This window comes from Microbacterium sp. 1.5R (genome assembly GCF_001889265.1).
Lineage (GTDB): Bacteria > Actinomycetota > Actinomycetes > Actinomycetales > Microbacteriaceae > Microbacterium.
The window spans coordinates 1,631,914-1,657,647 of record NZ_CP018151.1; the positions used below are offsets into that span (position 1 = coordinate 1,631,914).

The window sequence follows — 25,734 nt, forward strand, 5'->3', positions numbered from 1 at the left end:
GCCGGGCGGATGATCCGTGGCCGGCCGTGTACACCGCTCGGATGATCTCGATCAGATCCGCTTCTGCCACGCTCCCGCATAGGAGACAGGCGCGAAACCGATCGCCTCGTTGATGCTCAACATGGGACGGTTCTCCTCTGCGTTGAACGTCGAGACCGTCGGGGTGAGCGGCATGAGCTCTCTCCAACGGAGGAGATTCGCGCACTTGACGATCGTGCCGAGACGGTGCCCGCGGTGCTCGCGAGACACCAGAGTGCCGAGCTGGTGGGTCACTCCTGCGCGGTCCGCCCCGACGAGCAGCTCGTTGTAGGCCACCATGTCTCCGCTGGGCACATGCTGCACCGCGACGATCGACAGAGCCTGACCGGCCCCCGTGAGCCGTCGCTCACGTCGCACGACACGTTCCGCATCCCACTCCTCGGCGACGAAGTCCATGTCGCCGCTCGGGGCGTCGGTAGACAGGCGAGCGAGGATCGCCGCGTACCCGTCGCGGAACTCAGGCGGTGTCGGCGCCATCCACTGGAGCACCCGGTAGTCGTCGCCGGCGGCGGTCTTCGCCGATTCCAGAGCGGCGAGCAGCGGGGCGGGGTCGGAGCGCAGATCGAGCTCGCTGTTGCGTTCGACCTGTTCGAACTCGTATCCGCGGGCGACGAGAGCGTCCGACAGCGGAATCGCCGGAATGCGACCCCACCCTGTTCGCGGTGTGATCATCCGGTCCGACTCCATGGGCCTGTGCAGCGTCCAGGTCTGCACCAGGGATCGGCCGTGTGCGCGCGCCTCCGACTCGGCGAGCGACAGGAGAGCGTCTTCGACACCGCGTCCCCAGTGCTTCTCCGGCACGAGGAGGTCCGCCTCTGCGGCGTTCGCGTCCGCCTCCTGAGCGTAGGAGAGAGTGATCATGCCGACGATCTCGGTTCCGAGCCTGGCGACGAACCCGGTCTGCAGGGTATCGCTGGGATCCTGCCACGATGCGAGCATCTGCGCGGCATCGGGGGCGATGTCGGGCAGACCGACCATCTCCTCGCAGATCTGCCTGTTGAGCTCTCCGTATGCGCGGAAGTCCGCGGCATCCTCGGCGTCCAGCGCGCGGGGGACGGCCAGAGGTGTGATCGTCAGTGTGCTTGTGTTCATGACAGCTCCTTCTTCCACGCGCCTTCGTAGGCGATGGCCGTGAATCCCATCGCCTCGTTGATGGCGAGCATCGGCCGGTTCTCCTCGGCGTTGTAAGTGATCACGTCGCGTGACGCGGGAGCGATGCCTGTCCACGACAGGAACGCTTCGCACTTCACGAGCTGCCCCAGACGATGGCCGCGGTGCTCGGTGAGTACCAGAGTGTCGTGCTGGTGTGTGGTGGCGGTGGGATCCGGACCGATTCCGAGTTCGGTGAATGCGGTGAGCTCGCCTGTCGGGATGTGCTGCGCGACAGTGACCTGCATGATCTGGCCCATCTCCGCGACCCTCTTCTCCGTGGCGACCAGACGCTCTGCGTCCCAGGCCTCCTCGTCGGTCTCGAGATCGGCCGAGGGGGCGTCGGTCGACATGCGCGACTTGAGCCATGCGTAGCCGTCGACGTGCTCCGGTGGCGTCGGAAGCATCCACTGGAGCACGCGATAGTCCTGTGAGAGCGCTCGCGCGTCCTCCCGCAGCTCCTCGGCACGCTGAACCGTCTCCTGGGTGACCGCGAGGCGGCTCACCCGATAGACCTGCTCGAGGGTGAATCCATGGCGGATGAGGAATCGTGCGACGTGATCGTCCGGAACGCTGCCGAAGCCCGTCTTCGCCTGCAGCCTGGGTCCGTCGCTGGCCGGCTGCTCCGACCAGTTCTGAATGACCTCGCGGCCGTGGAGACGGGCGAAGGCCTCGACGTGCGGCAGGATCGCGGTTCCGATCCCCTGACCCCAGACACGGGGGTGGATCTCGATCGCGGCGATCGCCACACGCGACCCCTCCTCATGAGGAATGTCGATGACTGTGCGCCCGACGATCTCGCCTCCGACGCGCACCGCCCACACGGCAGTCGTGCGCTCTTTGCGAGAGCGCAGGATCGGAAGCAGCGCCTCTGGCGTCAGATCCTGCTCGGTGCGTCCGGTGAGTTCTCGGTAGACGGCGTTGCGAACACGGGCGAGCTCACGGAATTCGGCGGCGTCAGCCGCATCCGCTCGTGCCGGCAGCACGAGCGGATGCAGCGATGCATCAGGGGTGAGCGGAATGCTCATGGTGATCTCCAGGTCAGCGCAGCTGACGCTGCAGGTCGTAGGTGAGCAGGGCGTAGGTCTCGCCCGGCGTGCGATCACGTCGATCGAGACGCAGCGCATCCGCTTCGGCGGCGGCGATACGACGTACCGGGCGAGGGCGCTGTGCCCTCTGGAGCAGCCAGAGGCCGATCCGGAGAGAGAGACGATCTGCCAGCGCGAGGCGCCGCAGCTCATCGGGTGCGGGGATGTGGAGGACCTGCTGGTCCTCGGTATCCGGAGGGTGGGGGATGCTGCGGTACAGCGTGGTGTTCACGATGATTCCTTCGAGATGAATGGTGGTGATGGGTGCGGCGAACGCGGCCGCCGGGCCTTCGGTGAAGGGCGGCGGTGCGCGGTGAGAGTCGAGAGCCCGGTGCGCCCGAAGGCGAGCGCCGGGATCGGCGGAGAGCCGTGATCCGGAGAGGATCAGAGGGCGGAGCGCGGAGTAGAGCGGGCGAGAAGCCCCGTCACAGGTCGGAGACCGGTGGATGGTTCGGGGCAGAGTTCTCGGGCTGCGGTTCTACGAGAGAGCGCTTCGACGGACGCCGGCGGTTACCGAGTGCGCAGAGCGCGGCGCGAATGGCGCGGCGAGGCCAGTGGCCTGAGCAGTGAGCTGAGTGATCATCGGTAACCTCCTTTCGTGTGGCGATCCGGAGGTTACGGTAGCGAAACCCGGGCGTGTCCGTCAAGCATGACCGGCGTGGATCGGCGTGTCGCGCGGAATTCCGGTTCACTGCGAACCCGCGCGGGATGCCCGTTCTGAGCCGTCATTCCGGTAGCGTATGGGCGTGATTCACCCCCGAGACGCGGTACGCGCATGCATCTGAAGAGCCTGACCCTCAAGGGGTTCAAGTCCTTCGCGCAGCCGACCAGCTTCGTCTTCGAGCCGGGTGTCACCTGCATCGTCGGACCCAACGGGTCAGGCAAGTCCAACGTGGTGGACGCCCTCGCCTGGGTCATGGGCGAACAAGGGGCCAAGACGCTGCGCGGCGGCAAGATGGAAGACGTCATCTTCGCAGGCACCTCGACCCGGGGGCCGCTGGGCCGCGCCGAGGTGCAGCTGACGATCGACAACAGCGACGGCGCACTGCCGATCGAGTTCGCCGAGGTCACGATCAGCCGGACTCTGTTCCGCAACGGATCGAGCGAATACGCGATCAACGGAGAGAACTGCCGTCTGCTCGATCTGCAGGAGCTCCTCAGCGACTCGGGGCTGGGACGCGAGATGCACGTCATCGTCGGACAGGGCCGGCTGGACACGGTGCTCCAGGCATCGCCGGAAGACCGTCGTGGCTTCATCGAAGAGGCCGCCGGCATCCTCAAGCATCGGCGGCGCAAGGAGAAGACCCTTCGCAAGCTCGATGCGATGGAGACCAACCTCACGCGATTGAGCGACCTCGCGGGTGAGATCCGCCGTCAACTGAAGCCGCTGGGACGCCAGGCCGAGATCGCGCGAGAGGCGCAGACGATCGCCGCGGTCGTCCGCGATGCCAAGGCCCGGATCTTCGCCGACGACGTCGTGGCGCTGCGCACCGCCCTGGCCGATCACACGCGCACGGAGAACGAGAGACATACCGAACGACTGGTGCTGTCCGATCAGGCGGAGGCGGTGCGGGCGAACATCGCACGGCTCGAGCAGGATCAGAACTCGGCCGCGGTGGATCAGGCGAGAAGCGTAGCCTTCGGTCTCGAGCAGGTGCAGGAGCGGATGCGCGGGCTTTACACTCTGGCCAATCAGCGGCTCGCGCTGCTCGGCTCGGACGACGATGACGCGGCCGTGACCGCCGTCACGGTCACGCAGAGCACGATCGACGAGGCGAAGGATGAGATCACCGTGATCTCCGCTGGCCTCGGTGATGCCCAGGAAGCGGCGACCGTGGCGAGCCGCGAGGTGATGCTCGCGCGCGCCGAACTCGACACTCTCGACGTCGACATCGCCGAACAGAGCGCGCTGGTGTCGGCGTACGACATGCGCATCAGTTCGCTGCGTGGCACAGCCGATGCGGCCGCGTCCGCTCTCGCTGCCGTGCGGGGCGCGGTTCTTCGACAGGAGAACGCTCTCGAGGCGGCGAACGCGCGCCGTCGTGACGCAGCGGAAGCCCTCGAGGCGATCGCCGATGCAGAGGCGCCTGAGGGCACGGCAGCCGAGCATTCCGCAACGTACGAGAGCGCGCAGCGGGCTGTGACCGCGGCCGAAGCCGAGCGGGAGACACTCCGAGAGCGGCTGCACGCGGCGGAACGCGAGGTCGACGCGCTCACCGCGAAGTCGGCGGCGCTCGGGAGCGCGCTCGCGATCTCCGGAGGAGCCGCGGAGATCGTGAAGACCGGCGGTCCGGGGATACGCGGACTCGTGGGCGACTCGGTGCAGGTCAGGAGCGGATTCGAAGCTGCCGTCGCGGCGGTGCTGGGTCCCCTCACTGAAGGCGTCCTCGTCGACGGCGCGGACGATGCGTTCGACCTCGCCGGCGACGCGTCGGAGCAGCGACGGGGAGTGGTCGATTTCGTGATCGCCGACTCCGCGCGTCCGTCGATCGAGCTGCCCGCCATCGATGGGGTGACCCGCGCGGTCGACACGGTCACGGCGCCGGACGGCGTCCTCGGGATCCTGTCGCACGTGGTCATCGCAGACAGCCTCGACGCAGCGCGTGCCGCGCGAGTGTCACTCGATCTCGCCGGCGACACCACCACCACGATCGTGACCACCGCCGGCGACGTCGTCACCGCTCAGACTCTGCGCACGGGTTCCGGCGGCGAACGCTCGCGCCTCGAGCTCGCCGCCGAACGAGACGCGGCGAACGACCGCCTGGCCGAAGTGCAGGTCATCGTCGACTCGCTGCGGGAGGCGCGTGAGGACGCGAACGAGTCCGTCGAGACATCCCGTCGTCTGGCGAAGGACGCGCTCCGGGCGCTCCGCGAGCACGATGCCGCGCTGGCGACGCACGCCGAGCAGGTCAACCGCATCACGGTCACCCACGAGTCGGCGGTCGCCGAGTGCGAGCGACTCGAGAACGGGCTCGCGCAGGCGCAGAGCGCGGTGCAGGAGGCCGAGGCAGCGTCGGAGGCAGCAAAGGCCGAGTGGGACGCCGCTGTCGCGGCGCCGCGGCCCGTGCTCGACGCCTCAGCGCGTGACGGACTGCTCGAAGCGCTCGAGATCGCACGCGAGGGCGAGGTCAGGGCTCGACTGGAGATCGAGACGCTGCGTGAGCGCGTGCGCGCTGCCCAGTCCCGGGTCGTCGGTCTCGAGCGGCAGCGCGAGCAGGAGCGGGACGCGGCTGCCGAGGCAGCGCGCCGGGCCGTCATCCGCCGTGCGCAGCGCGAGGCGGCATCCGGCGTCGCGCTAGAGCTCCCGCGCATCCTCGATTCGATCGATCGGTCCGTCACCGAGGCACGCGTCGCGCTGGCCGAGGCGGAGTCGGCGCGATCGGCGCAGAACCAGGAGTTGACGGCTCTGCGCGCGCAGGAGACCTCGCTCCGGGAGAGGTTGGCCGGCCTCACCGAGAGCGTCCACGGTCTCGAGCTGCAGATCCATGAGAAGAAGCTGCACCTCAACAGCCTCCTGGAGCGGGTGGCGTCGGAGCTCGCGCTCGACGAAGATATTCTCGTTGCGGAATATGGTCCCGACCAGCTCGTTCTGCGGGACCCCGCTGCGGAGCCCGCCGATGACGAGCAGCTCGACACGGCGATCCCGTTCGATCGACGGATTCAGCAGCGTCGACTGGCTGATGCGGAGCGCAAGCTCGCTCAACTCGGACGCGTGAACCCGCTCGCGCTGGAGGAGTTCGCGGCACTCGAGCAGCGCCATGCATTCCTCACCGAACAGCTCGCCGACCTGACCCAGACCCGTCAGGATCTGCTCACGATCATCGCCGATCTCGACGAGCGGATGCAGACGATCTTCGCGAGCGCGTTCGAAGACACGAGGGTCGCGTTCGGAGAGGTCTTCCCGCTGCTGTTCCCCGGCGGATCCGGAAGCATCTCGCTCACAGATCCCGAGAACATGCTCACCACGGGCATCGAGGTGTCGGTGCGTCCGGTCGGCAAGAAGATCGAGCGGCTCTCCCTGCTCTCGGGAGGTGAACGCTCCCTCGCCGCGGTCGCGCTGCTCGTCGCCATCTTCAAGGCGCGCCCGAGCCCCTTCTACATCCTCGACGAGGTCGAGGCGGCGCTCGACGACGCCAATCTCGGCCGCCTGCTCACCGTGTTCGAGCAGCTTCGCGAGAGCTCGCAGCTGCTCGTCATCACCCACCAGAAGCGAACCATGGAGATCGCGGACGCTCTCTACGGTGTGTCGATGCGTCAGGACGGCGTCTCTGCGGTCGTCGGGCAGCGCGTGGGCGACCGCGCGGCCGCCGTCTGACGGCGCTACCCGTAGGCTGGAGTCATGGCGGAGAAGTCGTGGTCCCTCACTCGCGCGCTGCGCGGGATGTTCGTCAAGCCCACTATCGACGAGACGACGTGGGAGGACCTTGAGACCGCCCTCATCACGGCTGACTTCGGTCCCGACATCAGCGAGAGGGTCGTCGAGGAGCTTCGAGAGAAGGTCGAGCGCTACCGCACGACCGATCCGCAGGATCTCCAGCGGATGCTGCGCGAGACGCTCGAGGAGCACTTCGCCAAGTTCGACACCACCCTGAAGCTCACCGAGCGACCGGCGGTCGTGCTCGTCGTGGGCGTCAACGGCGTCGGCAAGACCACGACGATCGGCAAGTTCACCAAGTTCCTCCGCGGGTTCCAGCGCAGCGTGGTGGTCGGCGCAGCCGACACGTTCCGTGCGGCGGCCGTCGATCAGCTCGCCACCTGGGCGCAGCGCGGGGGAGCGGCGATCGTCCGTCCCCAGCAGGAGGGCCAGGATCCGGCATCCGTCGCCTACCAGACGATCGAGTTCGCCCAGCGTGAGGGCATCGAGATCGCGATCATCGACACGGCCGGTCGTCTGCACACCAAGGGCGGGCTGATGGATGAGCTGGGAAAGATCCGTCGCGTGATCGAGAAGCAGGCGCCGATCAGCGAGGTCCTTCTCGTGCTCGACGCCACGACCGGGCAGAACGGAGTGATGCAGGCCGAGGCCTTCCTCCAGCATGCCGGCGTCACCGGTCTCGTCCTGACCAAGCTCGACGGATCGGCGAAGGGCGGTTTCGTCCTCGCCGTGCAGGAGCGCACCGGCATCCCCGTCAAGCTCCTCGGGCAGGGCGAGGGCATCGATGATCTGACCGGATTCACCCCCCATGTCTTCGTCAAGTCGCTCGTCGGCTGACGACGGGACTACCGCCGCGAGCACGAGGCTGGTTTCATAGCGTTATGGCGATCGAACACGACTACTTCGGACTCCTGTCCTCAGGGCCCGACGGCTCGATCTTCTGGTCCGAGACGGTGGAGCTCGGTGACCAGAGCGTCACCGTCGACCTCACGGCTCCCGACCAGGACGATGTCTCTGCCGACGCGCTCGACATCGCCGCTTCGCTCATCGCGGGGATCGAGAACGTCGACGCGGTCTCGCGGCGGGGCATGCTCGCGGAGGTCGACGATCGCACGAGCGAGGTCACCGAGTACATCCTTCAGCAGCAGGAGGCGTATGGTGACGAGCTCGAAGACGTCCTCGTCGACGTGAGCGGTGACGCCGCCGTCGACATCATCCGATCGCTCCGGCTCATGAGCATGACGATCCTCGCCGACGAGCACGGTGGGTCCGAGCCCTTCGCCGTGTTGGAGTACGCGCTCGACGCCACCACCACCGACGACGTCCTGCTCGTGAACCTCGGCTCCGACGGCAGCGTGCAATCCGTGATGAGCGCGGACTGACCGTTCCCGCCTCAGTTCAGACGGCTTGGGCGAAGCCGAGGTCTGCACTCTCGGCGATGTGCGCCAGGTGCGGCGGGATCTCGCGTCCTTTCGACACCATCGACTGCGCCCACAGCCGGCCGGCGCGGTAGGACGAGCGCACGAGGGGGCCTGCGAGCACGCCGAGGAAGCCGATCCGCTCGGCCTCCTCCTTGAACTCCACGAACTCCGTCGGCTTGACCCAGCGTGCGACAGGCAGGTGACGAGGAGACGGCCGCAGATACTGAGTGATGGTGATGATGTCGCAGCCGGCGTCGTGCAGGTCGTTCAGCGCCTGGACGACCTCCTCCGGTTCCTCGCCCATTCCGAGGATGAGGTTGGACTTGGTGATCAGTCCCGCGTTGCGTGCCTGGGTGATCACATCGAGCGAGCGCTCGTACCGGAATGCAGGGCGGATGCGCTTGAAGATGCGCGGCACGGTCTCGACGTTGTGGGCGAAGACCTCGGGGCGTGCGTCGAAGATCTGGCCGAGGAAGGCCGGATCGGCGTTGTGCTCGTTGGCGAGCAGCTCTACTCCGGTGTTCGGGTTGAGCTCGTGGATCTTCCGGACGGTCTCGGCATTCAGCCAGGCTCCGGTGTCCGGGAGGTCGTCGCGGGCGACGCTGGTGACCGTCGCATAGCGGAGGTTCATCCGCACGACGCTCTCGGCGACCCGGCGCGGCTCATCCGTGTCGTAGGCGTCGGGCTTGCCGGTGTCGATCTGGCAGAAGTCGCACCGACGGGTGCACTGCGACCCGCCGATGAGGAAGGTCGCCTCTCGATCCTCCCAGCATTCGAAGATGTTCGGACACCCCGCCTCCTGGCACACGGTGTGGAGGTCCTCGCTTTTCACCAGCGAGTGGAGCGCGGTGTACTCGGGCCCCATCTTCGCCTTCGTCTTGATCCATTCCGGCTTGCGCTCGATGGGCGTCTCGGCGTTGCGGATCTCGAGGCGGAGGAGCTTGCGTCCCTCGGGTGCGGCGGTCATCTGGAGGCTCCTACACGGTCGGCGGTCGAGTAATCGGCGAGGAAGGCGGCGGACACGGAGGCGCTGATGTCGGCGGGGGAGACGTCAGCACCGACGACCTCGCTCACCGTCGTCACGCCCGCGTCGATGATCCCGCACGGGATGATGCCGCCGAAGCCCGCGAGAGTGTTGTCGCAGTTGATCGCGAAGCCGTGCATCGTGACGCCCTGCTGCACACGCACCCCGATCGCCGCGACCTTGTCCTCCGAGAGCGGGCGGCGGACCCATACGCCGCTGCGTCCCTCGACCTGGTACCCGTCGACGCCGAGCGGACGGAGCACGTCGATCAGGATGCGCTCGAGGCGGCGGACGTGAGCGACGACGTCCATCGGCTCGGGCAGTCGGACGATCGGGTATCCCACGAGCTGGCCGGGGCCATGCCAGGTGATCTTCCCGCCGCGGTCGACGTCGATCACCGGAGTGCCGTCGTGGGGGCGCTCCTGCGGCTCGGTCCGCTTGCCGGCGGTGTACACGGCCTCATGCTCGAGGAGGATGAGCGTGTCCGGACGGGTGCCGGACACGACGTCGGCATGGATGCTGCGCTGCAGATCCCAGCCCACGGTGTAGGGGACGTACGTCGGGGCGAGACCCGCCGTCAGTATCTCGAGCATGGAGACCACTCTCGTCAATAAATGGATTGCGTCTAAGAATACTCCTCCACACTGACGGCGGCGCGCCGCAGCGACGCGCGGTAGCGTGTTGACATGAGCAGCACGAGCCGAGCAGGGCGGCCGAAGGCGTCTTCGCGGGAGACTCTCGCCGAGGCTGCCTGCGAGCTGTTCCTGGAGCAGGGGTACGACGCCACCTCGGTCGCCGACATCACCCAGCGAGCCGGAGTGAGCCGCTCGAGCTTCTTCAACTACTTCTCGTCGAAGAGCGACGTGCTCTGGTCCGGTCTCGACGACCGCATCGGTCGTGCGGTCGAAGATCTGGTCGCGGTGCACGAAGATCGCGACGGCGCGCACGTCAGACGCATCCTCTCGGCTCTCGTCGACGACTTCGCACCCGACAGCCTCGCACTCGCGATCAACAACTCGTCCGCGATGGGGCTCGACGACGAACTCGAGCAGGACGCCGCACGGCGACAGGCGCGCCTGGCTGCGACCCTCGCCGATCTCGCCCGGCGCTCCGGCGTCCCCGCGCTCACCGCCGACATCGCGGCAGCGACGTGGGCCGCCGCGGTTCTCGCTGCGGTGCGAGCCTGGGCCGAGAGCGGCGCAGGTCGCGGTTCGGTCAGCGATCGATTCGCCGACGCTGTGCGCGCGATCGCGCGGTTGCCGTGGACCGCGGCAGCGAGCGCGGAGAACGGGTCAGGATTCGCGTAAACTCGGTGTCACCATGGCTACCTTTGGCACGCTCTCCGATCGGCTCACCGAGACCTTCCGCAACCTTCGCACGAAGGGAAAGCTCACTGCGGCCGACGTCGACGGCACAGTGCGCGAGATCCGGCGTGCGCTGCTCGACGCCGACGTCGCGCTCACGGTCGTCAAGGACTTCACCGCGAAGGTGCGCGAACGTGCCCTCGGCGACGAGGTCAACAAGGCACTGAACCCGGCCCAGCAGGTCGTGCAGATCGTCAACGAGGAGCTCGTGCAGATCCTCGGAGGCGAGCAGCGTCGTCTCCAGTTCGCCAAGACCGCGCCGACGGTCATCATGCTCGCAGGACTCCAGGGTTCGGGTAAGACGACGTTCGCGGGCAAGCTCGCGAAGCAGCTCGAGGGGGAGGGACACACTCCTCTGCTCGTCGCGGCGGACCTCCAGCGCCCGAACGCCGTGAACCAGCTCCAGGTGGTCGCCGAGCAGGCCGGTGCCACCGTATACGCACCCGAGCCGGGCAACGGCGTGGGCGACCCGGTCAAGGTCTCGCGCGACGGTGTCGAGCATGCGCGACGTCACCAGCACGACGTGGTCATCATCGACACCGCCGGACGCCTGGGCGTGGATGCCGAGCTCATGAAGCAGGCATCCGACATCCGCAAGGCCACCGACCCCGACGAGGTTCTCTTCGTCATCGACGCCATGATCGGCCAGGATGCGGTGAACACCGCTCGTGCGTTCCAGGAGGGTGTCGACTTCACCGGCGTCGTGCTGTCGAAGCTCGACGGAGATGCCCGCGGTGGTGCGGCGCTGTCCGTCGCCTCCGTGACCGGACGACCGATCATCTTCGCATCGACCGGTGAGCGCCTCGAAGACCTCGAGCCGTTCCACCCCGATCGCATGGCCAGCCGGATCCTGGATCTCGGCGACATCCTCACCCTCATCGAGCAGGCCCAGCAGGCCTTCGATGAGGAAGAGGCGGTCAAGATGGCCGAGAAGCTCGCGACCGAGCAGTTCACACTCGAAGACTTCCTCGACCAGCTTCAGCAGATGAAGAAGATGGGATCGATGAAGAAGATGCTGGGAATGCTTCCCGGCATGGGGCAGATGAAGCAGCAGCTCGAGGACTTCGACGAGCGCGAGATCGATCGCACCGAGGCGATCATCCGCTCCATGACTCCTGGTGAGCGCCGCAATCCGAAGGTCCTCAACGGCTCGCGTCGCCTGCGTATCGCCCGCGGTTCGGGAATGACGGTCACGGATGTCAACCAGCTCGTCCAGCGCTTCGATCAGGCCGCGAAGATGATGAAGACCGTCGCGCGCGGCGGCACCCCGAACATCCCGGGCATGGGGTCGATGCCCGGCATGGGCAAGCCCGGCGCGTCGTCGAAGCGCGGCAAGAAGGGCAAGTCCTCCGGCGGTTCGCGTTCCGGCAACCCCGCCAAGCGCGCCGCCGAGAACGCCGGCCTCGCTCCGACGTCGACTCCGACGGGTTCGGGTTTCGGTCTCGGGGGCGCGAAGGCGCCGAGCGAAGCCGACCTCGCGGAGATCCAGAAGCTCTTCGGCAAGAGCTGAGGGGTCCCTTCAGAGTCGGCGCGCGGGCAGCGCCGGTTCCGGAACACGTGACGACCGGCGGGGTCGCCGGAGCGCGGTCAGCTGTCCTCCGACGAGGGCGACCAGGACGAGAACGACACCGACGACCTTAGCCGTCGTGAACCTCTCGCCGGCGACGAGTGCGCCCAGCAGAGTCGCCACGACGGGGGAGAGCAGAGCGAGCAGCCCGGGTGCGATCACCGGCAGCTGCTGGATGCCTCGAAACCACAGTATGTAGGCGAGCAGGCCTCCCACCGATCCGAGCCAGACGTACCCGAGCGCTGCTCCGCCGTCGACGGTCGGGGGAGTGCCTTCGAACAACAGGGCGAGGGGCAGCAGGACCAGCCCGCCCGCAGTCAGCTGCCACCCCGCGTAGGCGACGGCCCCCACGCCTGCCGGGCGCCCCCAGCGCTTGGTGAGGATCATGCCCACCGAGGTCGCAGTCACCCCGCCGAGTGCCGCCAGGATGCCGAGGGCATCGAGCTGGGCTGCTGGTCCGAGCACGACGAGAGCGACGCCTCCGGCACCCACGGCGGCAGCGATTGCCGTGACAGGGCGGATGCGGTCTCCGAGCAGCAGAGCACTCAGTCCGAGGATGGTCAGCGGTTGGACACCCGCGACGGCGGCGGCGACTCCGCCGGGCAGTCTTTCCGCGGCGATGAACAGGAGCGGGAAGAATGCGCCGATGTTGAGGGTTCCGAGTGCGAGAGATCTCAGCCACCAGGCTCCGCGCGGCAGAGCGCGACCGATCGCCATGGCGACGAGTCCCGCAGGAAGCGCGCGGAGGAGTCCTGCGAAGAGGGGATGACCGGTCGGGAGCAACTCCGTCGTCACGAGGTACGTGGTGCCCCACGACAGAGGGGCCAGCGCGGTGAGCAGCAGCAGGGCGAGGCGGTTCATTCCTTCAGCCTGAATGCCCATTAGCCATGAGTCCAACGCATGGTTCTCACCTGACACATGAACTGCGATCATGAATGCATGGATCTGCAGCAGCTGAGATACGTCGTCGAAGTCGCTTCGTCCGCCAGCTTTACGCGCGCCGCCGAGCGCTGCTTCGTGACGCAGTCGGCGCTGAGCCACCAGATAGCTGCTCTTGAGCGGGAACTCGGGCAGCGGCTGTTCGTCCGATCGAGCCGCAGCGTACGCACCACCGAGGCGGGTGAGGCGTTCCTCGTCCATGCGAATCGGGCGGTCAGAGCAGCGGACGATGCGCGCGAGGCTGCGGCTGCCACGGCCGGCCGCGTCGTGGGCACCCTTCATCTCGGCGTCATCCCCACGGTCAGCGCCGTCTCTGTCCCTGAAGCGATCGCACGGTTCCGCGCCGGTCATCCGGATGCCGCGGTCGAGCTCACGGTCGGCAACAGCGACACGCTGGTGGAGGCCGTTCGGCGCGGCGACATCGATGTCGCTCTGCTGGGACTGCGAGAGGGCGCCGAGCCTCGGAGCGTGGCCTTTCGCGCACTCGCCCGCGAACGCCTTGTCGTCGCGGCATCCCCTGCTCACCGCATCTCCGGGCATGTCGGCGTCAGCCTCGCCGACCTCGCGGATGAGGTCTTCGCGGACTTTCCCGCGGGCACATCTGGCCGCGCCCAGGCGGACGCTGCCTTCGCGGCAGCCGGCATCACACGTGACGTGCCCTTCCAAGCGGACTCGTCTGAGCTGATATTGGGTCTCGTCTCCCAGGGGCTCGCGATCTCACTGCTGGCACCGGGGGTGATCGCTACGTCGTCCTTCGACGTCGCGGCGGTCGATCTCGTCGATGGTCCCGTACGGGTTCAGTACGTCGCCTGGGACGATCGCGCCCCGCGCAACGTCACGTCCGCCTTCCTCCGCGTCGTCGAGTCGATGACGTCGCGCCGGAATGATGAAGCGGGCCCGGAGGAATCCTCCGGGCCCGCCCACTCAGGTATCTGAGGTCACTTCACGTCTTCGTCGACCCAGTCCATCGACTTGCTGACGGCCTTGCGCCACAGACGCAGCTGGCGATCGCGCTCTCCGTCTTCCATGGAGGGCTCCCAACGGCGGTCCTCCTGCCAGTTGGCGGAGAGATCGTCGAGTCCGTTCCAGAATCCGACGGCGAGACCGGCCGCGTAAGCGGCGCCGAGCGCCGTCGTCTCCGCCACGACGGGGCGAACGACCGGCACACCGAGCACATCGGCCTGGAACTGCATGAGCGCGTCGTTCGCGACCATCCCGCCGTCGACCTTGAGTTCCGTGAGGTCGACTCCGGCATCCGCGTTGACGGCGTCGAGCACGTCGCGGGTCTGGAATGCGACCGCCTCGAGCGCTGCGCGAGCGATGTGATTCTTGTTCGCGTAGCGGGTGAGGCCCACGATGGCGCCGCGGGCGTCCGGACGCCAGTAGGGCGCGAACAGACCGGAGAACGCCGGGACGATGTACACGCCGCCGTTGTCGTCGACCTGCTTCGCGAGTTCTTCGACCTCGGGAGCGGAGCCGATGATGCCGAGCTGGTCGCGCAGCCACTGGATCAGGGATCCGGTGACGGCGATCGAGCCCTCGAGCGCGTAGTGCGTCGGTCCGTCGCCGAGCTTGTAGCCGACAGTGGTGAGCAGGCCGTTCTTCGAGTGGACGATCTCCTCACCCGTGTTGAAGATCAGGAAGCACCCGGTGCCGTAGGTGTTCTTGCTCTCGCCCGTGTTGAATGCGGCCTGGCCGAAGGTCGCGGCCTGCTGGTCGCCGAGGATGCCGGCGATCGGCGTCTCGCGCAGCAGTGACGAGTCCTCGGCTGCGCCGTAGACCTCGGACGAGGAGCGGATCTCGGGCATCATCGAGCGGGGAACGCCGAACGCCTCGAGGATGTCGTCGCGCCACTCGAGCGTCTCGAGATCCATGAACATCGTGCGCGAGGCGTTGGTGACGTCCGTCACGTGAACGCCGCCGTCGACACCGCCGGTGAGGTTCCAGAGCACCCAGCTGTCCGTCGTGCCGAAGACGAGGTCGCCGGCATCCGCCTTCTCGCGAGCGCCCTCGACGTTCTCGAGGATCCAGGCGATCTTGGTGCCGGAGAAGTAGGTGGCGAGGGGGAGGCCCACGATGGGCTTGAACCGCTCGACCCCGCCGTCGGCCGCGAGGCGGTCGACGATCTCCTGCGTACGGGTGTCCTGCCAGACGATTGCGTTGTAGACGGCCTTGCCGGTGGTCTTGTCCCAGACGACAGCGGTCTCGCGCTGGTTCGTGATTCCGACCGCGGCGATGTCGTGGCGCGTCAGGTCGGCGCGACTCAGTGCGAGTCCGATGACCTCCTGCACGTTGCGCCAGATCTCAGCGGGGTCGTGCTCGACCCAGCCTGCCTTGGGCAGGATCTGCTCGTGCTCCTTCTGACCGGTCGCGACGATGCTGCCCTTCTTGTCGAAGATGATCGCGCGGCTGGAGGTGGTGCCCTGATCGATGGCGATGATGTAGTCGGCCATTGTGTTCTCCTTTGAAGTCAGGTTCGGGTTCAGGCGAGGTTGAGCAGTACCGGCGCAGCGACGGCGGCGAGGACACCACCGATGAGCGGACCGACGACCGGGACCCACGAGTAGGACCAGTCGCTGGAACCCTTGCCCTTGATCGGGAGGATGGCGTGGGCGATGCGGGGGCCGAGGTCACGTGCCGGGTTGATCGCGTATCCGGTCGGTCCACCGAGCGATGCACCGATGGCGACCACGACGAGTGCGACGGGAAGGGCGCTGAGCGGGCCGAGGCCTCCGGGGACGCCGATCTCGATGTCGCCGTAGTCAGCGAACGCGAAGACCGCGAACACGAGGACGAACGTGCCGATGACCTCGGTGACGAGGTTCCAGCCGTACGAGCGGATCGCGGGACCGGTCGAGAAGACGCCGAGCTTGTTGGCGGGGTCGGGCTCCTCGTCGAAGTGCTGCTTGTAGGCCAGCCAGGTGAGGATCGCACCGACGATCGCGCCGAGCAGCTCAGCACCGGTCGCGACCGCGAACTGAGAGAAGTCGATCTTGCCTGCGACGAGAAGGCCGATGCCGACAGCAGGGTTCAGGATGGCGCCGGAGTAGGCGGAGGCGAGGACACCCACGAAGACCGCGAGACCCCATCCCCAGTTGACCATCAGGAAACCGCCGCCGAAGCCCTTGTTCTTGGCTAGCGCGACGTTGGCGACCACACCACATCCGAGGAGGATCAGCAGCGCTGTGCCGACGAACTCCGAGAGGAAGTAGAGACCGAGATTCACTTCAGTCATGTCTTCATTGACCTTTCTTGAGTGCCAGGGCCCCTTAGCCCTGGCACTTGTTGGGAATTACACCGCGTGGAGGGCGGTGTTCGGATGTCTCGTCAGCCGCGTGCGCGTGACGAGATCTGGAGTCCATGGCGTTCGTTCAGCAGCGCCCGCGTCTGCTCGAGTTCGGCATCGTGCCGTGCGCGATCCCAGTCGAGCAGAGGAGACAGCGCGTCTGCAAGCTCTTCGAGCACATCCGCATCGGCATTGCCGGTGAAAGCGATGCTCGTGCGGCGCAGAACGACGTCCTGCAGTCGCGCGACCATCTCGTTCTCGACCATCCATGCCAGCTCGCGCGTCGAGAGGTCGCCGCCGACCAGAGGCGCGTCGTCTCCCTGCTCGATGAACTCCCAGACCTGCGCGGCGCGGGTTCCGTATCGGGCGAGAAGACGCTCGGCGCGATCGCCGGCTCCGGGCAGGTTCTCCTGGATCCAGATGCGACGTGCCTTCTCGGTGCGCGGGAAGTCACGGCCTCCGCCGATGGCGCGTCCGGCGGTGGACACGGTGCGGGTGCGACCGATCAGACCGAGCACCACGTCGGAGAGCGATTCGCCGAGGGCTCGGAAGGTGGTCCACTTGCCTCCGACGAGGCTCACGAGAGGGGCGGCACCCTTCTCGTCGACTTCGATGCGATAGTCGCGAGAGACGAATCCCGGTGCGGTGTCCTCGTGCCGGGGGAGCGGACGGATCCCCGAGAAGTTGAAGACGATCTGCTCTCGGGTCACGTCGATCGTCGGGAAGACGTGGTGGATGAGGTCGAAGAAGTAGTCGATCTCCTCCTCGGTGCACACCGGGACCTCGCGGGGGTCTGCATCGATGTCGGTCGTCCCCACGAGAACGCGACCCTTGAGCGGGTAGATCAGGACGATGCGACCGTCGGAGTGCTCGAAGAAGATCTCGCGTCCGCGCGTCGCCTCGAGGAGCTCGGGGTGGTCGAGGACGATGTGGGATCCCTTGGTGCCGCCCATGAAACGCGTGTCGTTGCCCAGCGCGTCGTTGGTGAGATCGGTCCACGGACCGGATGCGTTCACGACGACATCGGCGGTGACGGTGAACTCGGTCCCGCTCTCACGATCGCGGAGGACGACCTTCTCGCCGTCCCGCGCGATCGCCTCGACGTAGTTCAGTGCGACGGCGCCGGGGTGTGCGGCGCGTCCGTCCTGCAGGACGTCGAGCGCGAGGCGCTCCGGGTCGTGCATAGACGCGTCGTAGTAGGTGGCCGTGTACTTGATGTTCGGGTCGAGCGAGGGGAGCTCGGCGAGCGAGCGCTTGCGGCCCAGGAACCGGTGACGGGGCACCATGCCGCCGTCGCGGGAGAACGTGTCGTAGATCGTCAGTCCGACCTTGATCAGGAACGCTCCACGCTCCTGGGGCTTGCCGCTCTTGTGCGTGAGGAAGCGCAGGGGAGCGGACAGGATGCCGGAGAAGGTCGAGTAGATGGGGATCGTCGTCTCGAGCGGCTTGACGTAGTGCGGGGCGATCTTCAGCAGACCGTTGCGCTCTTCGACCGATTCGCGCACGAGTCGGAACTCGCCGTTCTCGAGATAGCGGATGCCGCCGTGGATCATGTGGCTCGACGCCGCCGACGCGCCGGAGGCGAAGTCGCCTCGCTCGACGAGCAGTACGTCGACGCCCTGCAGCGCCAGATCACGGAACGCGGAGATCCCGTTGATCCCGGCTCCGATGACAAGGACGCTCGTGCGTCCGGACTCACGGACGGCGCGGACTGCCGCGCGTTCCGGTGATGAGTGTGTCGACTCGATCATCTTCGACCCTTCTCTGTGCGTGCTCCCAGCTTCGACCTGATCGCCCACCACGCGCAAGCCCGTTGCACATATGTGCAAAGATCGACTCGAGGAGGTCGTCATGCGCCAGTCTGACGCGGGATCGCGCGATTCCAAGCTGATCGCCGCGCTCACCGCGGCACAGCTCTACTACATGCAGGACAAGACCATGGAGGTGATCGCGCAGGAGCTGAAGACCTCGCGATCATCGGTGTCGCGCCTGCTCAGCTTCGCCCGCGAGAGCGGACTCGTGGACATCCGCATCAATTCCCCTCTCGAGCGACTCGGCATGCTGGAGCAGCGCATCCGGGACAGACATCGCCTCGTGGCCCACGTCGTACCGATCCCCGAGATCGTCAGCGAGGTCGAGAGGCTCGAGCGGGTGGCTCTGACCGCAGGGCGGCTGCTGTCGCAGTTCGTCGACTCGAACATGATCGTGGGTGTCGCGTGGGGATCCACGATCAGCGCGGTCAGCCGTGGTCTCACCCAGAAGGAGACGCACAACACGACGTTCGTGCAGTTGAACGGTGCCGGGAACACGCAGACCAGCGGGGTCGAGTACTCGAGCGACATCCTCCAGCGCTTCGGCAGCGCGTTCGGTGCGCAGGTGCAGCAGTTCCCCGTGCCCGCGTTCTTCGACGATCCCTCGACGCGCGAGGCGATGTGGCGAGAGCGGAGCACTCTGCGGGTGCTCGACCTGCAGTCGAAGATGGACATCGCCGTGTTCAGTCTCGGCTCTCCGGCCGCGGAAGTCCCCAGTCGCGTGTACGTCGGCGGCTATCTCGGTCGCGACGACTACCGGAGCCTCCGGGAGGACCATGCGATCGGCGACGTGGCCACGGTCTTCTTCCGCGCGGACGGGTCCTGGAGGGACATCCGTGTCAACGCACGGGCGACGGGTCCGGGTCTCGACCGGCTGCGGCGGGTGCCCCGACGCGTGTGCGTGGTGTCCGGTGTTCCGAAGCTCGCCAGCCTCCGCGCCGCCATCGCCGCCGACCTCATCACGGACGTGGTGCTCGATGAAGGACTCGCGCGCAGGCTCGTCGAGGACTGACCCTACGGCTCGTCGGTCGAGGATTCCGGGCCGGAGCGGAACTCTCGGATCAGATGCTGGACGACTGCACCGAGGTCGCCGCCCGTCGCGTTCGCGATCGTCAGCTGACGCTCGTAGCTCGCGCCGTCCGTGAGGATCGTCTCGATGCTGCCGAACTCACGCACGCAGCCGAGTTCGACCGCGACCGGGGCGAGCTCCTCGAGCACCTCCGAAAGATGCTCCCGCACGGGACGCTGGGTTCCGGCGGCGTCGACGATCACCCGCGCGTCCAAGCCGTAGCGCGCGGCGCGCCACTTGTTCTCCCGGTGGTACCAGGCGGGCATCTGCGCGAGGGGGAGTCCCTCGTCCATCTGACGCGAGAGGTGCTCGACCAGGACCTGCACGAGCGCGGCCACCGCGGCGAGCTCCGGCAGCGTGGAGAGCCCGTCGCATGCCCGCACCTCGATCGTCCCCCACCGCGGTGCGGGCCGGATGTCCCAGCGCACTTCGGTGGCGTCCGCCATCACACCGGTGCGCACCATGTCGTCGAGGTAGGCCTCGTACTCCGACCAGTCCTGCAGCGGCCACGGGAGCCCCGCAGTGGGCAGCTGCTGGAACACCAGAGCACGGTTCGAGGCGTATCCGGTGCGCTCACCGGCCCAGAACGGACTCGAGGCGGAGAGAGCCTGCAGATGCGGGAGATAAGCGGCGAGGGCGTTGATGATCGGGATGACCTTGCGCTGATCCTCCACGCCGATGTGGACGTGGATCCCCCAGATCATCATGTTCCGACCCCACCACTGGGTGCGCTCGATCAGGGTGTGGTAGCGCGTCTTGTCGGTCACTTCCTGGTGGTACCACTGCGCGAACGGGTGACTGCCGGCCGAGAGCAGCTCGATGCCGGCCGGATCCGTCGCCGCACGAACAGCGGTGATCGCGTTGGCGATGTCGTCTACGGCATGGGCCACGGAATCGCCGATGCCGCTGGTGACCTCGATCGTGTTGGTGAGCAGTTCGCCCGTCACGGTGTGCCGTTCTTCTGCACTCTCATCCTCGAGTGCGGACAGCAGCTCGGGGGCGCGGCCGACGAGATCACCACTCACCGGATCGGCGAGCATGATCTCCCACTCGAGACCGACGGTGGACCGGGCCGATGGCGCGAAATCGAGCTTCACGAGCACAGTCTGACACGCGCTGTCGGCGACACGGCAACCGTCGTGTCGCCGCGTTTCGCTCCTGGGCCGCGGATCTGGCAGAATAGAAGGTCGGACGACGTGCTCGACCCTCTATCCAGCACTCGTCCTCCCTATTTGAGCTTCCGCCGGGTGTGCACCCCACTCTCCAGGCGATCGGTTCGTTACCTTCCACACAATTCAGGAGAATCGTGGCTGTCAAGATTCGTCTCAAGCGCCTGGGCAAGATCCGTGCGCCGTACTACCGCATCGTCGTCGCCGACTCGAAGACCAAGCGCGATGGTCGCGTGATCGAGGAGATCGGCAAGTACCACCCCACCGAGGAGCCCTCGTTCATCGAGATCGACTCCGACCGTGCGCAGTACTGGCTCTCCGTCGGCGCTCAGCCGACCGAGCAGGTCGCTGCTCTGCTCAAGATCACGGGCGACTGGGGCAAGTTCAAGGGCGACAAGGACGCGAAGTCCACGCTGAAGGTCAAGGAGCCCAAGGTTCCGTTCGAGATCGACGCGTCCAAGAAGTCCGTCGTCAAGCCCAAGGCCGAGAAGAAGGTGGAGGCCCCCGCTGAGGAGGCTCCCGCCAAGGCCGACGCGGAGGCCGCAGAGGCTCCCGCCGCCGACGCAGAGTAATTCGTCGTGCTCGCCGCCGCGCTCGAACACATCGTCAAGGGGATCGTCGATCACCCTGAAGATGTCCGCATCAACGCTTCCACGACGCCGAGAGGCGACCTGCTCGAGGTGCGTGTGCACCCCGACGACCGTGGTCGAGTGATCGGGCGCGGCGGCCGCACCGCAAAAGCACTGCGCACGCTCATCGCCGCTCTCGCGGATGGGCGGCGTGTCCGGGTCGACGTCGCGGATGACTGACGTGGTGTCCAAGGACCGCAACCAGGGCAAGAACCAGCTGCGGGTGGGGCGCCTCGTCAAGGCCCACGGCCTCAAGGGCGCTCTCAAGCTCGAGCTGTACACCGACAACCCGGAACGCCGATTCACTCCGGGAGCAGAGTTCACGTTGCAGGTGCCTGAGGCATCTCCGTGGCACGGCAAGACCGTCGTCGTTCGCGAATACCGCGTGATGAACGGCAACCCCGTCGTCTTCCTCAAGGATGTCGACGATCGCGAGGGCGCAGAGACTCTCGTCCGAGCCATCCTCTGGATCGATCAGGACAACGACGAGGTCGAGGACAACGCGTGGTTCGACCATCAGCTCGTGGGTCTCGACGTCGTCCGTGACGGCGTCGTCGTGGGCAAAGTGGCTCGCGTCGAGCATTTCCCTGCGCAGGATCTGCTCATCGTCAGGTCCGGCGAGCAGGACATCATGGTGCCGTTCGTCCAGGCGATCGTTCCCACGGTCGACATCAGCGCCGGGCGCGTCATCGTCACGCCGCCTGCGGGCCTCTTCGAAGAGCTCCCTGACGCGTCCGATGCGACGGAGGCGGGGGAGTCCTCCGACTCCGACGCCACTGACTGATCCCTCGTTCGGCCCGCCAGTGCGCATCGACGTCCTCTCGATCTTCCCGTCGTACTTCGACGGTCTGACGCTCTCCCTGCTCGGGAAGGCGCAGAGTACCGGCATCCTCGACCTGCGTGTCCGAGACCTCCGCGAGTGGACGTCTGATCGTCACCGCACCGTGGACGACACCCCCTACGGGGGCGGGGCGGGGATGGTGATGAAGCCGGAGCCCTGGGGGCTCGCGCTCGACGAGCTGGCATCATCTGCTCCGTCCGAAGAGGGCAGTCGGCCCACGATCATCTTCCCCTCGCCCGCAGGCGAGGTCTTCACGCAGGCCACCGCACGCGATCTCAGCACTCGCGACCACCTCATCTTCGGATGCGGTCGATACGAGGGGATCGACGAGCGGGTGTTCGAATACGCCTCATCGCTCGGCGAGGTGCGGCTCATCAGTCTCGGCGATTACGTCCTCAACGGCGGGGAAGTGGCGACGATGGCGATGATCGAGGCCATCGGTCGCCTGATCCCCGGTGTCGTGGGAAATCCGGCGAGCCTCGTCGAGGAGTCTCACGAGGACGGACTCCTCGAGTACCCGTCTTACACGAAGCCGTCGGTGTGGCGAGAGCGACCGGTGCCGGACGTGCTGCTGAGCGGCAATCACGGCGCGATCGCTTCCTGGCGGCGGGATCAGCAGATCGAACGGACGCGACGTCGGCGCCCGGATCTGCTGCCGGACGACGACCGCTAGACGATCCGTTCGATCCCCGAGTCGATCTCGAACACCACGCCCTGCGGGTGCCGCAGTGAGAGCGCGGATGCGGGGTCCAGGCCCCGGAGCTCCGCACGCAGCAGCCGACCGATCATCTCGTGACTCACCAGCAGCGGGATCCCGGACGAAGCCCACCCGCACACCGACAGCGCCCGGCGGGCACGTCCCTTCGCCTGGGCGTAGCTCTCACCTCCGGGAAATGCCCAACCATATCGGTTCTCAGCCCGGTCCTCGCGGGCGGTGGGGAATCGTTCATCGATCTCGGACCAGGTCAGCCCGGCCATCTCACCGTGATGGAGCTCGGCGAGCTCCGGTACCTCCACGAGATCTGCGCCGATCCGATCGGCGACGACGACCGCGGTCCGGAGCGCGCGGCCGAGCGGGCTGGAGCACACGGTGGTGATGCCTCGGTCGACGAGGCGCGCGGCGACGCTCTGCGCCTGAAGGATGCCGTCCTCGGTCAGAGGCGAGTCGAGTTGTCCGTGCAGCCGATGATCGAGGTTCCAGCGGGTCTGCCCGTGCCGCACCAGGAACAGGTGTTCTGGCACATGGCGATCCTCCGGAATCATGGACTCAGGATGGCATAGCCGCGTCGCCTCCGTACCCGGCGGAATCGGCGGCTGATAGCGTCGCACCATGGTCGATGAGGTGCTGGCGAAGTCGTTCGAGACGATCGGGGCGGATTACGACCGCTACCGTCCCGGATTCCCCGTGGAGGCGGTCGAGCTCATCGCACCACAGCGCATCGGGACTGCGCTGGACCTCGGCGCGGGCACCGGGAAATTCACGGAACTGCTGTCGGCCAGAGCGGAACGCGTGATCGCTGTCGAGCCTTCCGAGCAGATGCTGTCGGTTCTGCGAGCCAAGCTTCCGGATGTGGAAGGCCTCATCGGCAGTGCCGAGCGGATTCCGTTGCCGGACGGCACGGCGGATGTCGTCGCCGTCGCGCAGGCGTTCCATTGGTTCGATCGGGAGTCGGCCTGTGCGGAGATCTCGCGCATCCTCACGCCGGGCGGAACTCTCGGGCTGGTCTGGAACCACTCGGATCCGTCGAGTTCGTGGGATCGAGCAGCGCACCGTATCGCGCACCCCGCGGTCGCTGACACGGACGGAACGACCAGCACCGCCGCGGCGGAGCTCCCCGGATTCACGTTCGTGACGAGCGAATCGATCCACTGGACGGAGCAGATCAGCCGCGAGGCGTACCTCCGTCGCTGGTCGACGGTGAGCACCTTCCTCGTGGCCGACGACGATGCGCGTTCGGTGATGACGACCGCCATCGAAGCGGTGCTCGACGGGGACCCGGACACACGCGGGCGCGAACAGCTCGAGTTGCCGATCATCACTGACGTGTTCGTCTATCGGCGCGCATGAGGATCTGGTCACTGCACCCGCAGTACCTCGATCGCCAGGGTCTGGTGGCCTGCTGGCGGGAGGCGCTGCTCGCTCAAGCGGTGCTCGCCGGGCGAACCCGTGGCTACACCGGTCACCCCCAACTGGAGCGGTTCCGTGCCTATCCCGATCCGCTCGATGCGATCGGCGCGTACCTTCGGGGCGTCGCCGTCGAGGCGGACGTGCGCAGCTATACCTTCGACCGATCGCGAATCGATCGACCGGATGCGAGAGGTGAGTCGATCCTGTCCGTGACCACCGGCCAGCTCGCGCTGGAATGGTCGCATCTCAGCGCGAAGCTCGCGGAGCGCAATCCCGACGTGCTCGGACTCTGGTCCGCGGTCTCGGTGCCCGAACCGCATCCTGCGTTCCACGTCCTCGAGGGTCCGGTCGCCGCGTGGGAACGCGCGCTGCCGCCGGCTGAGCCCCGCGGGTCAGCGAACGCCGAGGAATGACCTGTCGGTGAGGACGATCGGGCCATCGGCCGTCACGGCCACGGTGTGCTCCGAATGCGCGCCCCTGGAACCGTCCACACTCCGCAGGGTCCATCCGTCGGGATCGGTCACGAGTTCGTCCGTGGTCTCGAGCAGCCACGGTTCCAGCGCGAACACGAGGCCCTCGCGCAACGGGAATCCACGTCCGGCGCGACCGTCGTTGGGGACGTGGGGGTCGCCGTGCATGATGCGTCCGACACCGTGACCGCCGAAGTCGGTGTTGATCGAATACCCCTCGCCGTGTGAGATCGCGGCGATGGCGGCTGAGATGTCACCGATCCGGTTGCCGACCACGGCAGCGTCGATGGCCGCAGCGAGAGCGCGCTCTGTCGTCTCGATGATGCGGAGGTCCTCGTCGCGGGGAGTGCCGACGACGAAGGACACCGCGGAGTCGGCCACCCATCCGTCGACGGAGACGGCGAAGTCGAGCGACACCAGGTCGCCGTCTCGCAGCGTGTAGTCGTGGGGGAGGCCGTGCAGTACAGCGTCGTTGATCGAGGTGCAGATCACCTTGCCGAAGGGACTGGCGCCGAAGGACGGGTGGTAGTCGATGTAGCAGGACTCCGCTCCGGCCTTACGGATCATGTCGTGCGCTCGGCGATCGATCGACAGCAGGTTCGTGCCGACCTTCGTCTCGTCGCGCAGGGTTGCCAGGGTCTCGGCCACGAAGCGACCGGCGGCGCGCATCTCGTCGATCTCGGCAGGGGTGCGCAGTTCGATCATCGGGTGTCCTCTCGTCCTCTCCATTCTCCCCGATCTCCGGGTGACGGGCGTCCGCCTCGAGGCCGCGTGCTCAGAGCGAACACCTGGATCATCGGCCGCACGCCGTCGTACGATTTGTGACATGTGGTTGCGTCAGGCGTTCTTCCGGTGGCTCATTCCGGCAGCGTTCCTCCTGCCGCTCTGGTTGCTCGTGGGGTGGGGCGTATTCCAAGGCGGTTGGGCCATCCTCTGGGTCCTCTTCATCGCGGTCCCCTCCGTGTTCGTCGGCCAGCTTCTTCTCACGCTCCTGACTCGGTCTCGCCCGTCGGTGCGGGTCGAGAGGGCCGTCTCGTGGTGGGATGTCGGCGGTTTCACGCTCTGGCACGGGCTGACCATCGCTGTCGGATGCTTCATCGACGGCGCGTTCGGCTGGCTTCTCGCCGCCGCCGTCGTCGTCGGCATCGGTCTGGTCTGGCTGCAGCTCTGGCAGCTGTGGAACGAGGCGAAGGGAAGCGGAGCACGGATCCGCGAGACCATCTCGTGGTCCACCGTTCCCGGCGTCGACGAGCCCGCGCCGGAGACCCGCGTGCGAGAGGTCTTCGTCATCCGGGAGAAGGACTCGCCGGAGTGACGGAAACGCACGCGACGTTTTGGCCGTGTGCGGCATCCATGGCAGAATGA

At 67.0% G+C, this 25,734-nt stretch carries 26 protein-coding genes; 14 read left to right on the forward strand and 12 right to left on the reverse strand.

Annotation, left to right across the window (positions count from 1 at the left end):
- Positions 1 to 51: 51 nt before the first annotated feature.
- From BMW26_RS07645 to BMW26_RS07655, 3 genes are read right to left on the reverse strand one after another with little or no spacing between them, the layout of a single operon-like run.
- Entirely contained in the window at positions 52 to 1,131 is a 1,080-nt protein-coding gene (locus tag BMW26_RS07645; protein ID WP_072591200.1) for a GNAT family N-acetyltransferase, read from the reverse strand.
- Positions 1,128 to 2,216 (reverse strand): GNAT family N-acetyltransferase, encoded by a 1,089-nt coding sequence (locus tag BMW26_RS07650; protein ID WP_072591201.1) that lies wholly within the window; start codon positions 2,214 to 2,216, stop codon positions 1,128 to 1,130. The genes BMW26_RS07645 and BMW26_RS07650 overlap by 4 nt, the downstream gene beginning before the upstream one ends.
- 13 nt (positions 2,217 to 2,229) lie before the next feature.
- A complete protein-coding gene (locus BMW26_RS07655; protein ID WP_053095916.1) occupies positions 2,230 to 2,508 on the reverse strand; it encodes a hypothetical protein in 279 nt (92 codons plus the stop codon).
- Between the two features lie 543 nt (positions 2,509 to 3,051).
- Here BMW26_RS07655 and smc point away from each other — a divergent pair.
- The 3 genes from smc to BMW26_RS07670 are packed head-to-tail and all read left to right on the forward strand — an operon-like array spanning position 3,052 to position 8,033.
- Positions 3,052 to 6,591 (forward strand): chromosome segregation protein SMC, encoded by a 3,540-nt coding sequence (smc, locus tag BMW26_RS07660; RefSeq protein ID WP_072591202.1) that lies wholly within the window; start codon positions 3,052 to 3,054, stop codon positions 6,589 to 6,591.
- Positions 6,592 to 6,615: 24 nt separating this feature from the next.
- Positions 6,616 to 7,488, forward strand: a complete 873-nt coding sequence (gene ftsY / locus BMW26_RS07665; protein WP_053095919.1) for a signal recognition particle-docking protein FtsY — start codon at positions 6,616 to 6,618, stop codon at positions 7,486 to 7,488.
- A gap of 44 nt (positions 7,489 to 7,532) precedes the next feature.
- A complete protein-coding gene (locus BMW26_RS07670; RefSeq protein WP_053095921.1) occupies positions 7,533 to 8,033 on the forward strand; it encodes a DUF2004 domain-containing protein in 501 nt (166 codons plus the stop codon).
- A 16-nt stretch (positions 8,034 to 8,049) separates the two neighbouring features.
- Here the strand turns inward: BMW26_RS07670 and lipA are convergent, their stop codons facing one another.
- Together lipA and lipB are read right to left on the reverse strand one after the other, a co-directional pair.
- Complete coding sequence (lipA, locus tag BMW26_RS07675) at positions 8,050 to 9,039, reverse strand: lipoyl synthase (RefSeq protein WP_053095923.1); 990 nt, start codon at positions 9,037 to 9,039, stop codon at positions 8,050 to 8,052.
- On the reverse strand, positions 9,036 to 9,689 hold the full coding sequence (gene lipB / locus BMW26_RS07680) for a lipoyl(octanoyl) transferase LipB (protein ID WP_072591203.1): 654 nt from the start codon (positions 9,687 to 9,689) through the stop codon (positions 9,036 to 9,038). The genes lipA and lipB overlap by 4 nt, the downstream gene beginning before the upstream one ends.
- Positions 9,690 to 9,782: 93 nt before the next feature.
- Here lipB and BMW26_RS07685 point away from each other — a divergent pair, with 93 nt between their 5' ends.
- A complete protein-coding gene (locus tag BMW26_RS07685; protein ID WP_053095926.1) occupies positions 9,783 to 10,403 on the forward strand; it encodes a TetR/AcrR family transcriptional regulator in 621 nt (206 codons plus the stop codon).
- 13 nt (positions 10,404 to 10,416) lie between these two features.
- Positions 10,417 to 11,970, forward strand: coding sequence for a signal recognition particle protein (gene ffh / locus BMW26_RS07690; RefSeq protein ID WP_053095928.1), 1,554 nt, complete (start codon positions 10,417 to 10,419; stop codon positions 11,968 to 11,970).
- 9 nt (positions 11,971 to 11,979) lie between these two features.
- Here the strand turns inward: ffh and BMW26_RS07695 are convergent, their stop codons facing one another.
- A complete protein-coding gene (locus tag BMW26_RS07695; protein ID WP_072591204.1) occupies positions 11,980 to 12,888 on the reverse strand; it encodes an EamA family transporter in 909 nt (302 codons plus the stop codon).
- 78 nt (positions 12,889 to 12,966) lie between these two features.
- Between BMW26_RS07695 and BMW26_RS07700 the strand changes: the two genes are divergently transcribed.
- A complete protein-coding gene (locus BMW26_RS07700; RefSeq protein WP_072591205.1) occupies positions 12,967 to 13,902 on the forward strand; it encodes a LysR family transcriptional regulator in 936 nt (311 codons plus the stop codon).
- Between the two features lie 2 nt (positions 13,903 to 13,904).
- Here the strand turns inward: BMW26_RS07700 and glpK are convergent, their stop codons facing one another.
- The 3 genes from glpK to BMW26_RS07715 all read right to left on the reverse strand — a co-directional run bounded on the left by glpK (position 13,905) and on the right by BMW26_RS07715 (position 18,003).
- A complete protein-coding gene (gene glpK / locus BMW26_RS07705) occupies positions 13,905 to 15,419 on the reverse strand; it encodes a glycerol kinase GlpK (RefSeq protein ID WP_053095934.1) in 1,515 nt (504 codons plus the stop codon).
- 29 nt (positions 15,420 to 15,448) lie between these two features.
- A complete protein-coding gene (locus tag BMW26_RS07710; RefSeq protein WP_053095936.1) occupies positions 15,449 to 16,201 on the reverse strand; it encodes an MIP/aquaporin family protein in 753 nt (250 codons plus the stop codon).
- A 92-nt stretch (positions 16,202 to 16,293) separates the two neighbouring features.
- Positions 16,294 to 18,003: a glycerol-3-phosphate dehydrogenase/oxidase gene (locus BMW26_RS07715; protein ID WP_053095938.1), complete on the reverse strand. Its 1,710-nt coding sequence runs from the start codon at positions 18,001 to 18,003 to the stop codon at positions 16,294 to 16,296.
- Positions 18,004 to 18,103: 100 nt separating this feature from the next.
- Between BMW26_RS07715 and BMW26_RS07720 the strand changes: the two genes are divergently transcribed.
- On the forward strand, positions 18,104 to 19,075 hold the full coding sequence (locus tag BMW26_RS07720) for a sugar-binding transcriptional regulator (RefSeq protein WP_053099094.1): 972 nt from the start codon (positions 18,104 to 18,106) through the stop codon (positions 19,073 to 19,075).
- Between the two features lie 2 nt (positions 19,076 to 19,077).
- Here the strand turns inward: BMW26_RS07720 and BMW26_RS07725 are convergent, their stop codons facing one another.
- Positions 19,078 to 20,229, reverse strand: coding sequence for a glutamate--cysteine ligase (locus tag BMW26_RS07725; RefSeq protein ID WP_072592271.1), 1,152 nt, complete (start codon positions 20,227 to 20,229; stop codon positions 19,078 to 19,080).
- A gap of 209 nt (positions 20,230 to 20,438) precedes the next feature.
- Here BMW26_RS07725 and rpsP point away from each other — a divergent pair, with 209 nt between their 5' ends.
- The 4 genes from rpsP to trmD are packed head-to-tail and all read left to right on the forward strand — an operon-like array spanning position 20,439 to position 22,444.
- Positions 20,439 to 20,873 (forward strand): 30S ribosomal protein S16, encoded by a 435-nt coding sequence (gene rpsP, locus BMW26_RS07730; RefSeq protein ID WP_053095939.1) that lies wholly within the window; start codon positions 20,439 to 20,441, stop codon positions 20,871 to 20,873.
- Positions 20,874 to 20,879: 6 nt separating this feature from the next.
- Positions 20,880 to 21,110 carry an RNA-binding protein gene (locus BMW26_RS07735; protein ID WP_053095941.1) on the forward strand — a complete coding sequence of 77 codons (231 nt, stop codon included), beginning with the start codon at positions 20,880 to 20,882 and terminating at the stop codon, positions 21,108 to 21,110.
- Complete coding sequence (rimM, locus tag BMW26_RS07740; RefSeq protein ID WP_053095943.1) at positions 21,103 to 21,714, forward strand: ribosome maturation factor RimM; 612 nt, start codon at positions 21,103 to 21,105, stop codon at positions 21,712 to 21,714. Before BMW26_RS07735 ends, rimM begins: the two co-directional genes overlap by 8 nt.
- Before the next feature lie 19 nt (positions 21,715 to 21,733).
- Positions 21,734 to 22,444 carry a tRNA (guanosine(37)-N1)-methyltransferase TrmD gene (gene trmD, locus BMW26_RS07745; RefSeq protein ID WP_072591206.1) on the forward strand — a complete coding sequence of 237 codons (711 nt, stop codon included), beginning with the start codon at positions 21,734 to 21,736 and terminating at the stop codon, positions 22,442 to 22,444.
- Here trmD and BMW26_RS07750 read toward each other — a convergent pair.
- Complete coding sequence (locus BMW26_RS07750) at positions 22,441 to 23,103, reverse strand: histidine phosphatase family protein (protein WP_232224548.1); 663 nt, start codon at positions 23,101 to 23,103, stop codon at positions 22,441 to 22,443. The genes trmD and BMW26_RS07750 overlap by 4 nt on opposite strands.
- Here BMW26_RS07750 and BMW26_RS07755 point away from each other — a divergent pair.
- Both BMW26_RS07755 and BMW26_RS07760 read left to right on the forward strand, forming a co-directional pair.
- Positions 23,102 to 23,839: a class I SAM-dependent methyltransferase gene (locus BMW26_RS07755; RefSeq protein WP_072591207.1), complete on the forward strand. Its 738-nt coding sequence runs from the start codon at positions 23,102 to 23,104 to the stop codon at positions 23,837 to 23,839. The genes BMW26_RS07750 and BMW26_RS07755 overlap by 2 nt on opposite strands.
- A complete protein-coding gene (locus BMW26_RS07760; protein WP_053095948.1) occupies positions 23,836 to 24,312 on the forward strand; it encodes a pyrimidine dimer DNA glycosylase/endonuclease V in 477 nt (158 codons plus the stop codon). Before BMW26_RS07755 ends, BMW26_RS07760 begins: the two co-directional genes overlap by 4 nt.
- On the opposite strand, the gene map is transcribed toward BMW26_RS07760, so the two are convergent.
- Positions 24,292 to 25,074 (reverse strand): type I methionyl aminopeptidase, encoded by a 783-nt coding sequence (map, locus tag BMW26_RS07765; RefSeq protein WP_053095949.1) that lies wholly within the window; start codon positions 25,072 to 25,074, stop codon positions 24,292 to 24,294. The genes BMW26_RS07760 and map overlap by 21 nt on opposite strands.
- Before the next feature lie 121 nt (positions 25,075 to 25,195).
- On the opposite strand from map, the gene BMW26_RS07770 reads away from it, so the two are divergent.
- Complete coding sequence (locus tag BMW26_RS07770) at positions 25,196 to 25,684, forward strand: MFS transporter permease (RefSeq protein WP_072591208.1); 489 nt, start codon at positions 25,196 to 25,198, stop codon at positions 25,682 to 25,684.
- The last annotated feature ends 50 nt before the right edge of the window (positions 25,685 to 25,734 follow it).

Coding starts and splice junctions, on each gene's coding strand:
- BMW26_RS07645 (WP_072591200.1), bottom strand. CDS start 1,131: ATGAACACAAGCACACTGACGATCACACCTCTGGCCGTCCCCCGCGCG.
- BMW26_RS07650 (WP_072591201.1), bottom strand. CDS start 2,216: ATGAGCATTCCGCTCACCCCTGATGCATCGCTGCATCCGCTCGTGCTG.
- smc (WP_072591202.1), top strand. CDS start 3,052: ATGCATCTGAAGAGCCTGACCCTCAAGGGGTTCAAGTCCTTCGCGCAG.
- ftsY (WP_053095919.1), top strand. CDS start 6,616: ATGGCGGAGAAGTCGTGGTCCCTCACTCGCGCGCTGCGCGGGATGTTC.
- BMW26_RS07670 (WP_053095921.1), top strand. CDS start 7,533: ATGGCGATCGAACACGACTACTTCGGACTCCTGTCCTCAGGGCCCGAC.
- lipA (WP_053095923.1), bottom strand. CDS start 9,039: ATGACCGCCGCACCCGAGGGACGCAAGCTCCTCCGCCTCGAGATCCGC.
- lipB (WP_072591203.1), bottom strand. CDS start 9,689: ATGCTCGAGATACTGACGGCGGGTCTCGCCCCGACGTACGTCCCCTAC.
- BMW26_RS07685 (WP_053095926.1), top strand. CDS start 9,783: ATGAGCAGCACGAGCCGAGCAGGGCGGCCGAAGGCGTCTTCGCGGGAG.
- ffh (WP_053095928.1), top strand. CDS start 10,417: ATGGCTACCTTTGGCACGCTCTCCGATCGGCTCACCGAGACCTTCCGC.
- BMW26_RS07695 (WP_072591204.1), bottom strand. CDS start 12,888: ATGAACCGCCTCGCCCTGCTGCTGCTCACCGCGCTGGCCCCTCTGTCG.
- BMW26_RS07700 (WP_072591205.1), top strand. CDS start 12,967: ATGGATCTGCAGCAGCTGAGATACGTCGTCGAAGTCGCTTCGTCCGCC.
- glpK (WP_053095934.1), bottom strand. CDS start 15,419: ATGGCCGACTACATCATCGCCATCGATCAGGGCACCACCTCCAGCCGC.
- BMW26_RS07710 (WP_053095936.1), bottom strand. CDS start 16,201: ATGACTGAAGTGAATCTCGGTCTCTACTTCCTCTCGGAGTTCGTCGGC.
- BMW26_RS07715 (WP_053095938.1), bottom strand. CDS start 18,003: ATGATCGAGTCGACACACTCATCACCGGAACGCGCGGCAGTCCGCGCC.
- BMW26_RS07720 (WP_053099094.1), top strand. CDS start 18,104: ATGCGCCAGTCTGACGCGGGATCGCGCGATTCCAAGCTGATCGCCGCG.
- rimM (WP_053095943.1), top strand. CDS start 21,103: ATGACTGACGTGGTGTCCAAGGACCGCAACCAGGGCAAGAACCAGCTG.
- BMW26_RS07755 (WP_072591207.1), top strand. CDS start 23,102: ATGGTCGATGAGGTGCTGGCGAAGTCGTTCGAGACGATCGGGGCGGAT.
- BMW26_RS07750 (WP_232224548.1), bottom strand. CDS start 23,103: ATGGTGCGACGCTATCAGCCGCCGATTCCGCCGGGTACGGAGGCGACG.
- BMW26_RS07760 (WP_053095948.1), top strand. CDS start 23,836: ATGAGGATCTGGTCACTGCACCCGCAGTACCTCGATCGCCAGGGTCTG.
- map (WP_053095949.1), bottom strand. CDS start 25,074: ATGATCGAACTGCGCACCCCTGCCGAGATCGACGAGATGCGCGCCGCC.
- BMW26_RS07770 (WP_072591208.1), top strand. CDS start 25,196: ATGTGGTTGCGTCAGGCGTTCTTCCGGTGGCTCATTCCGGCAGCGTTC.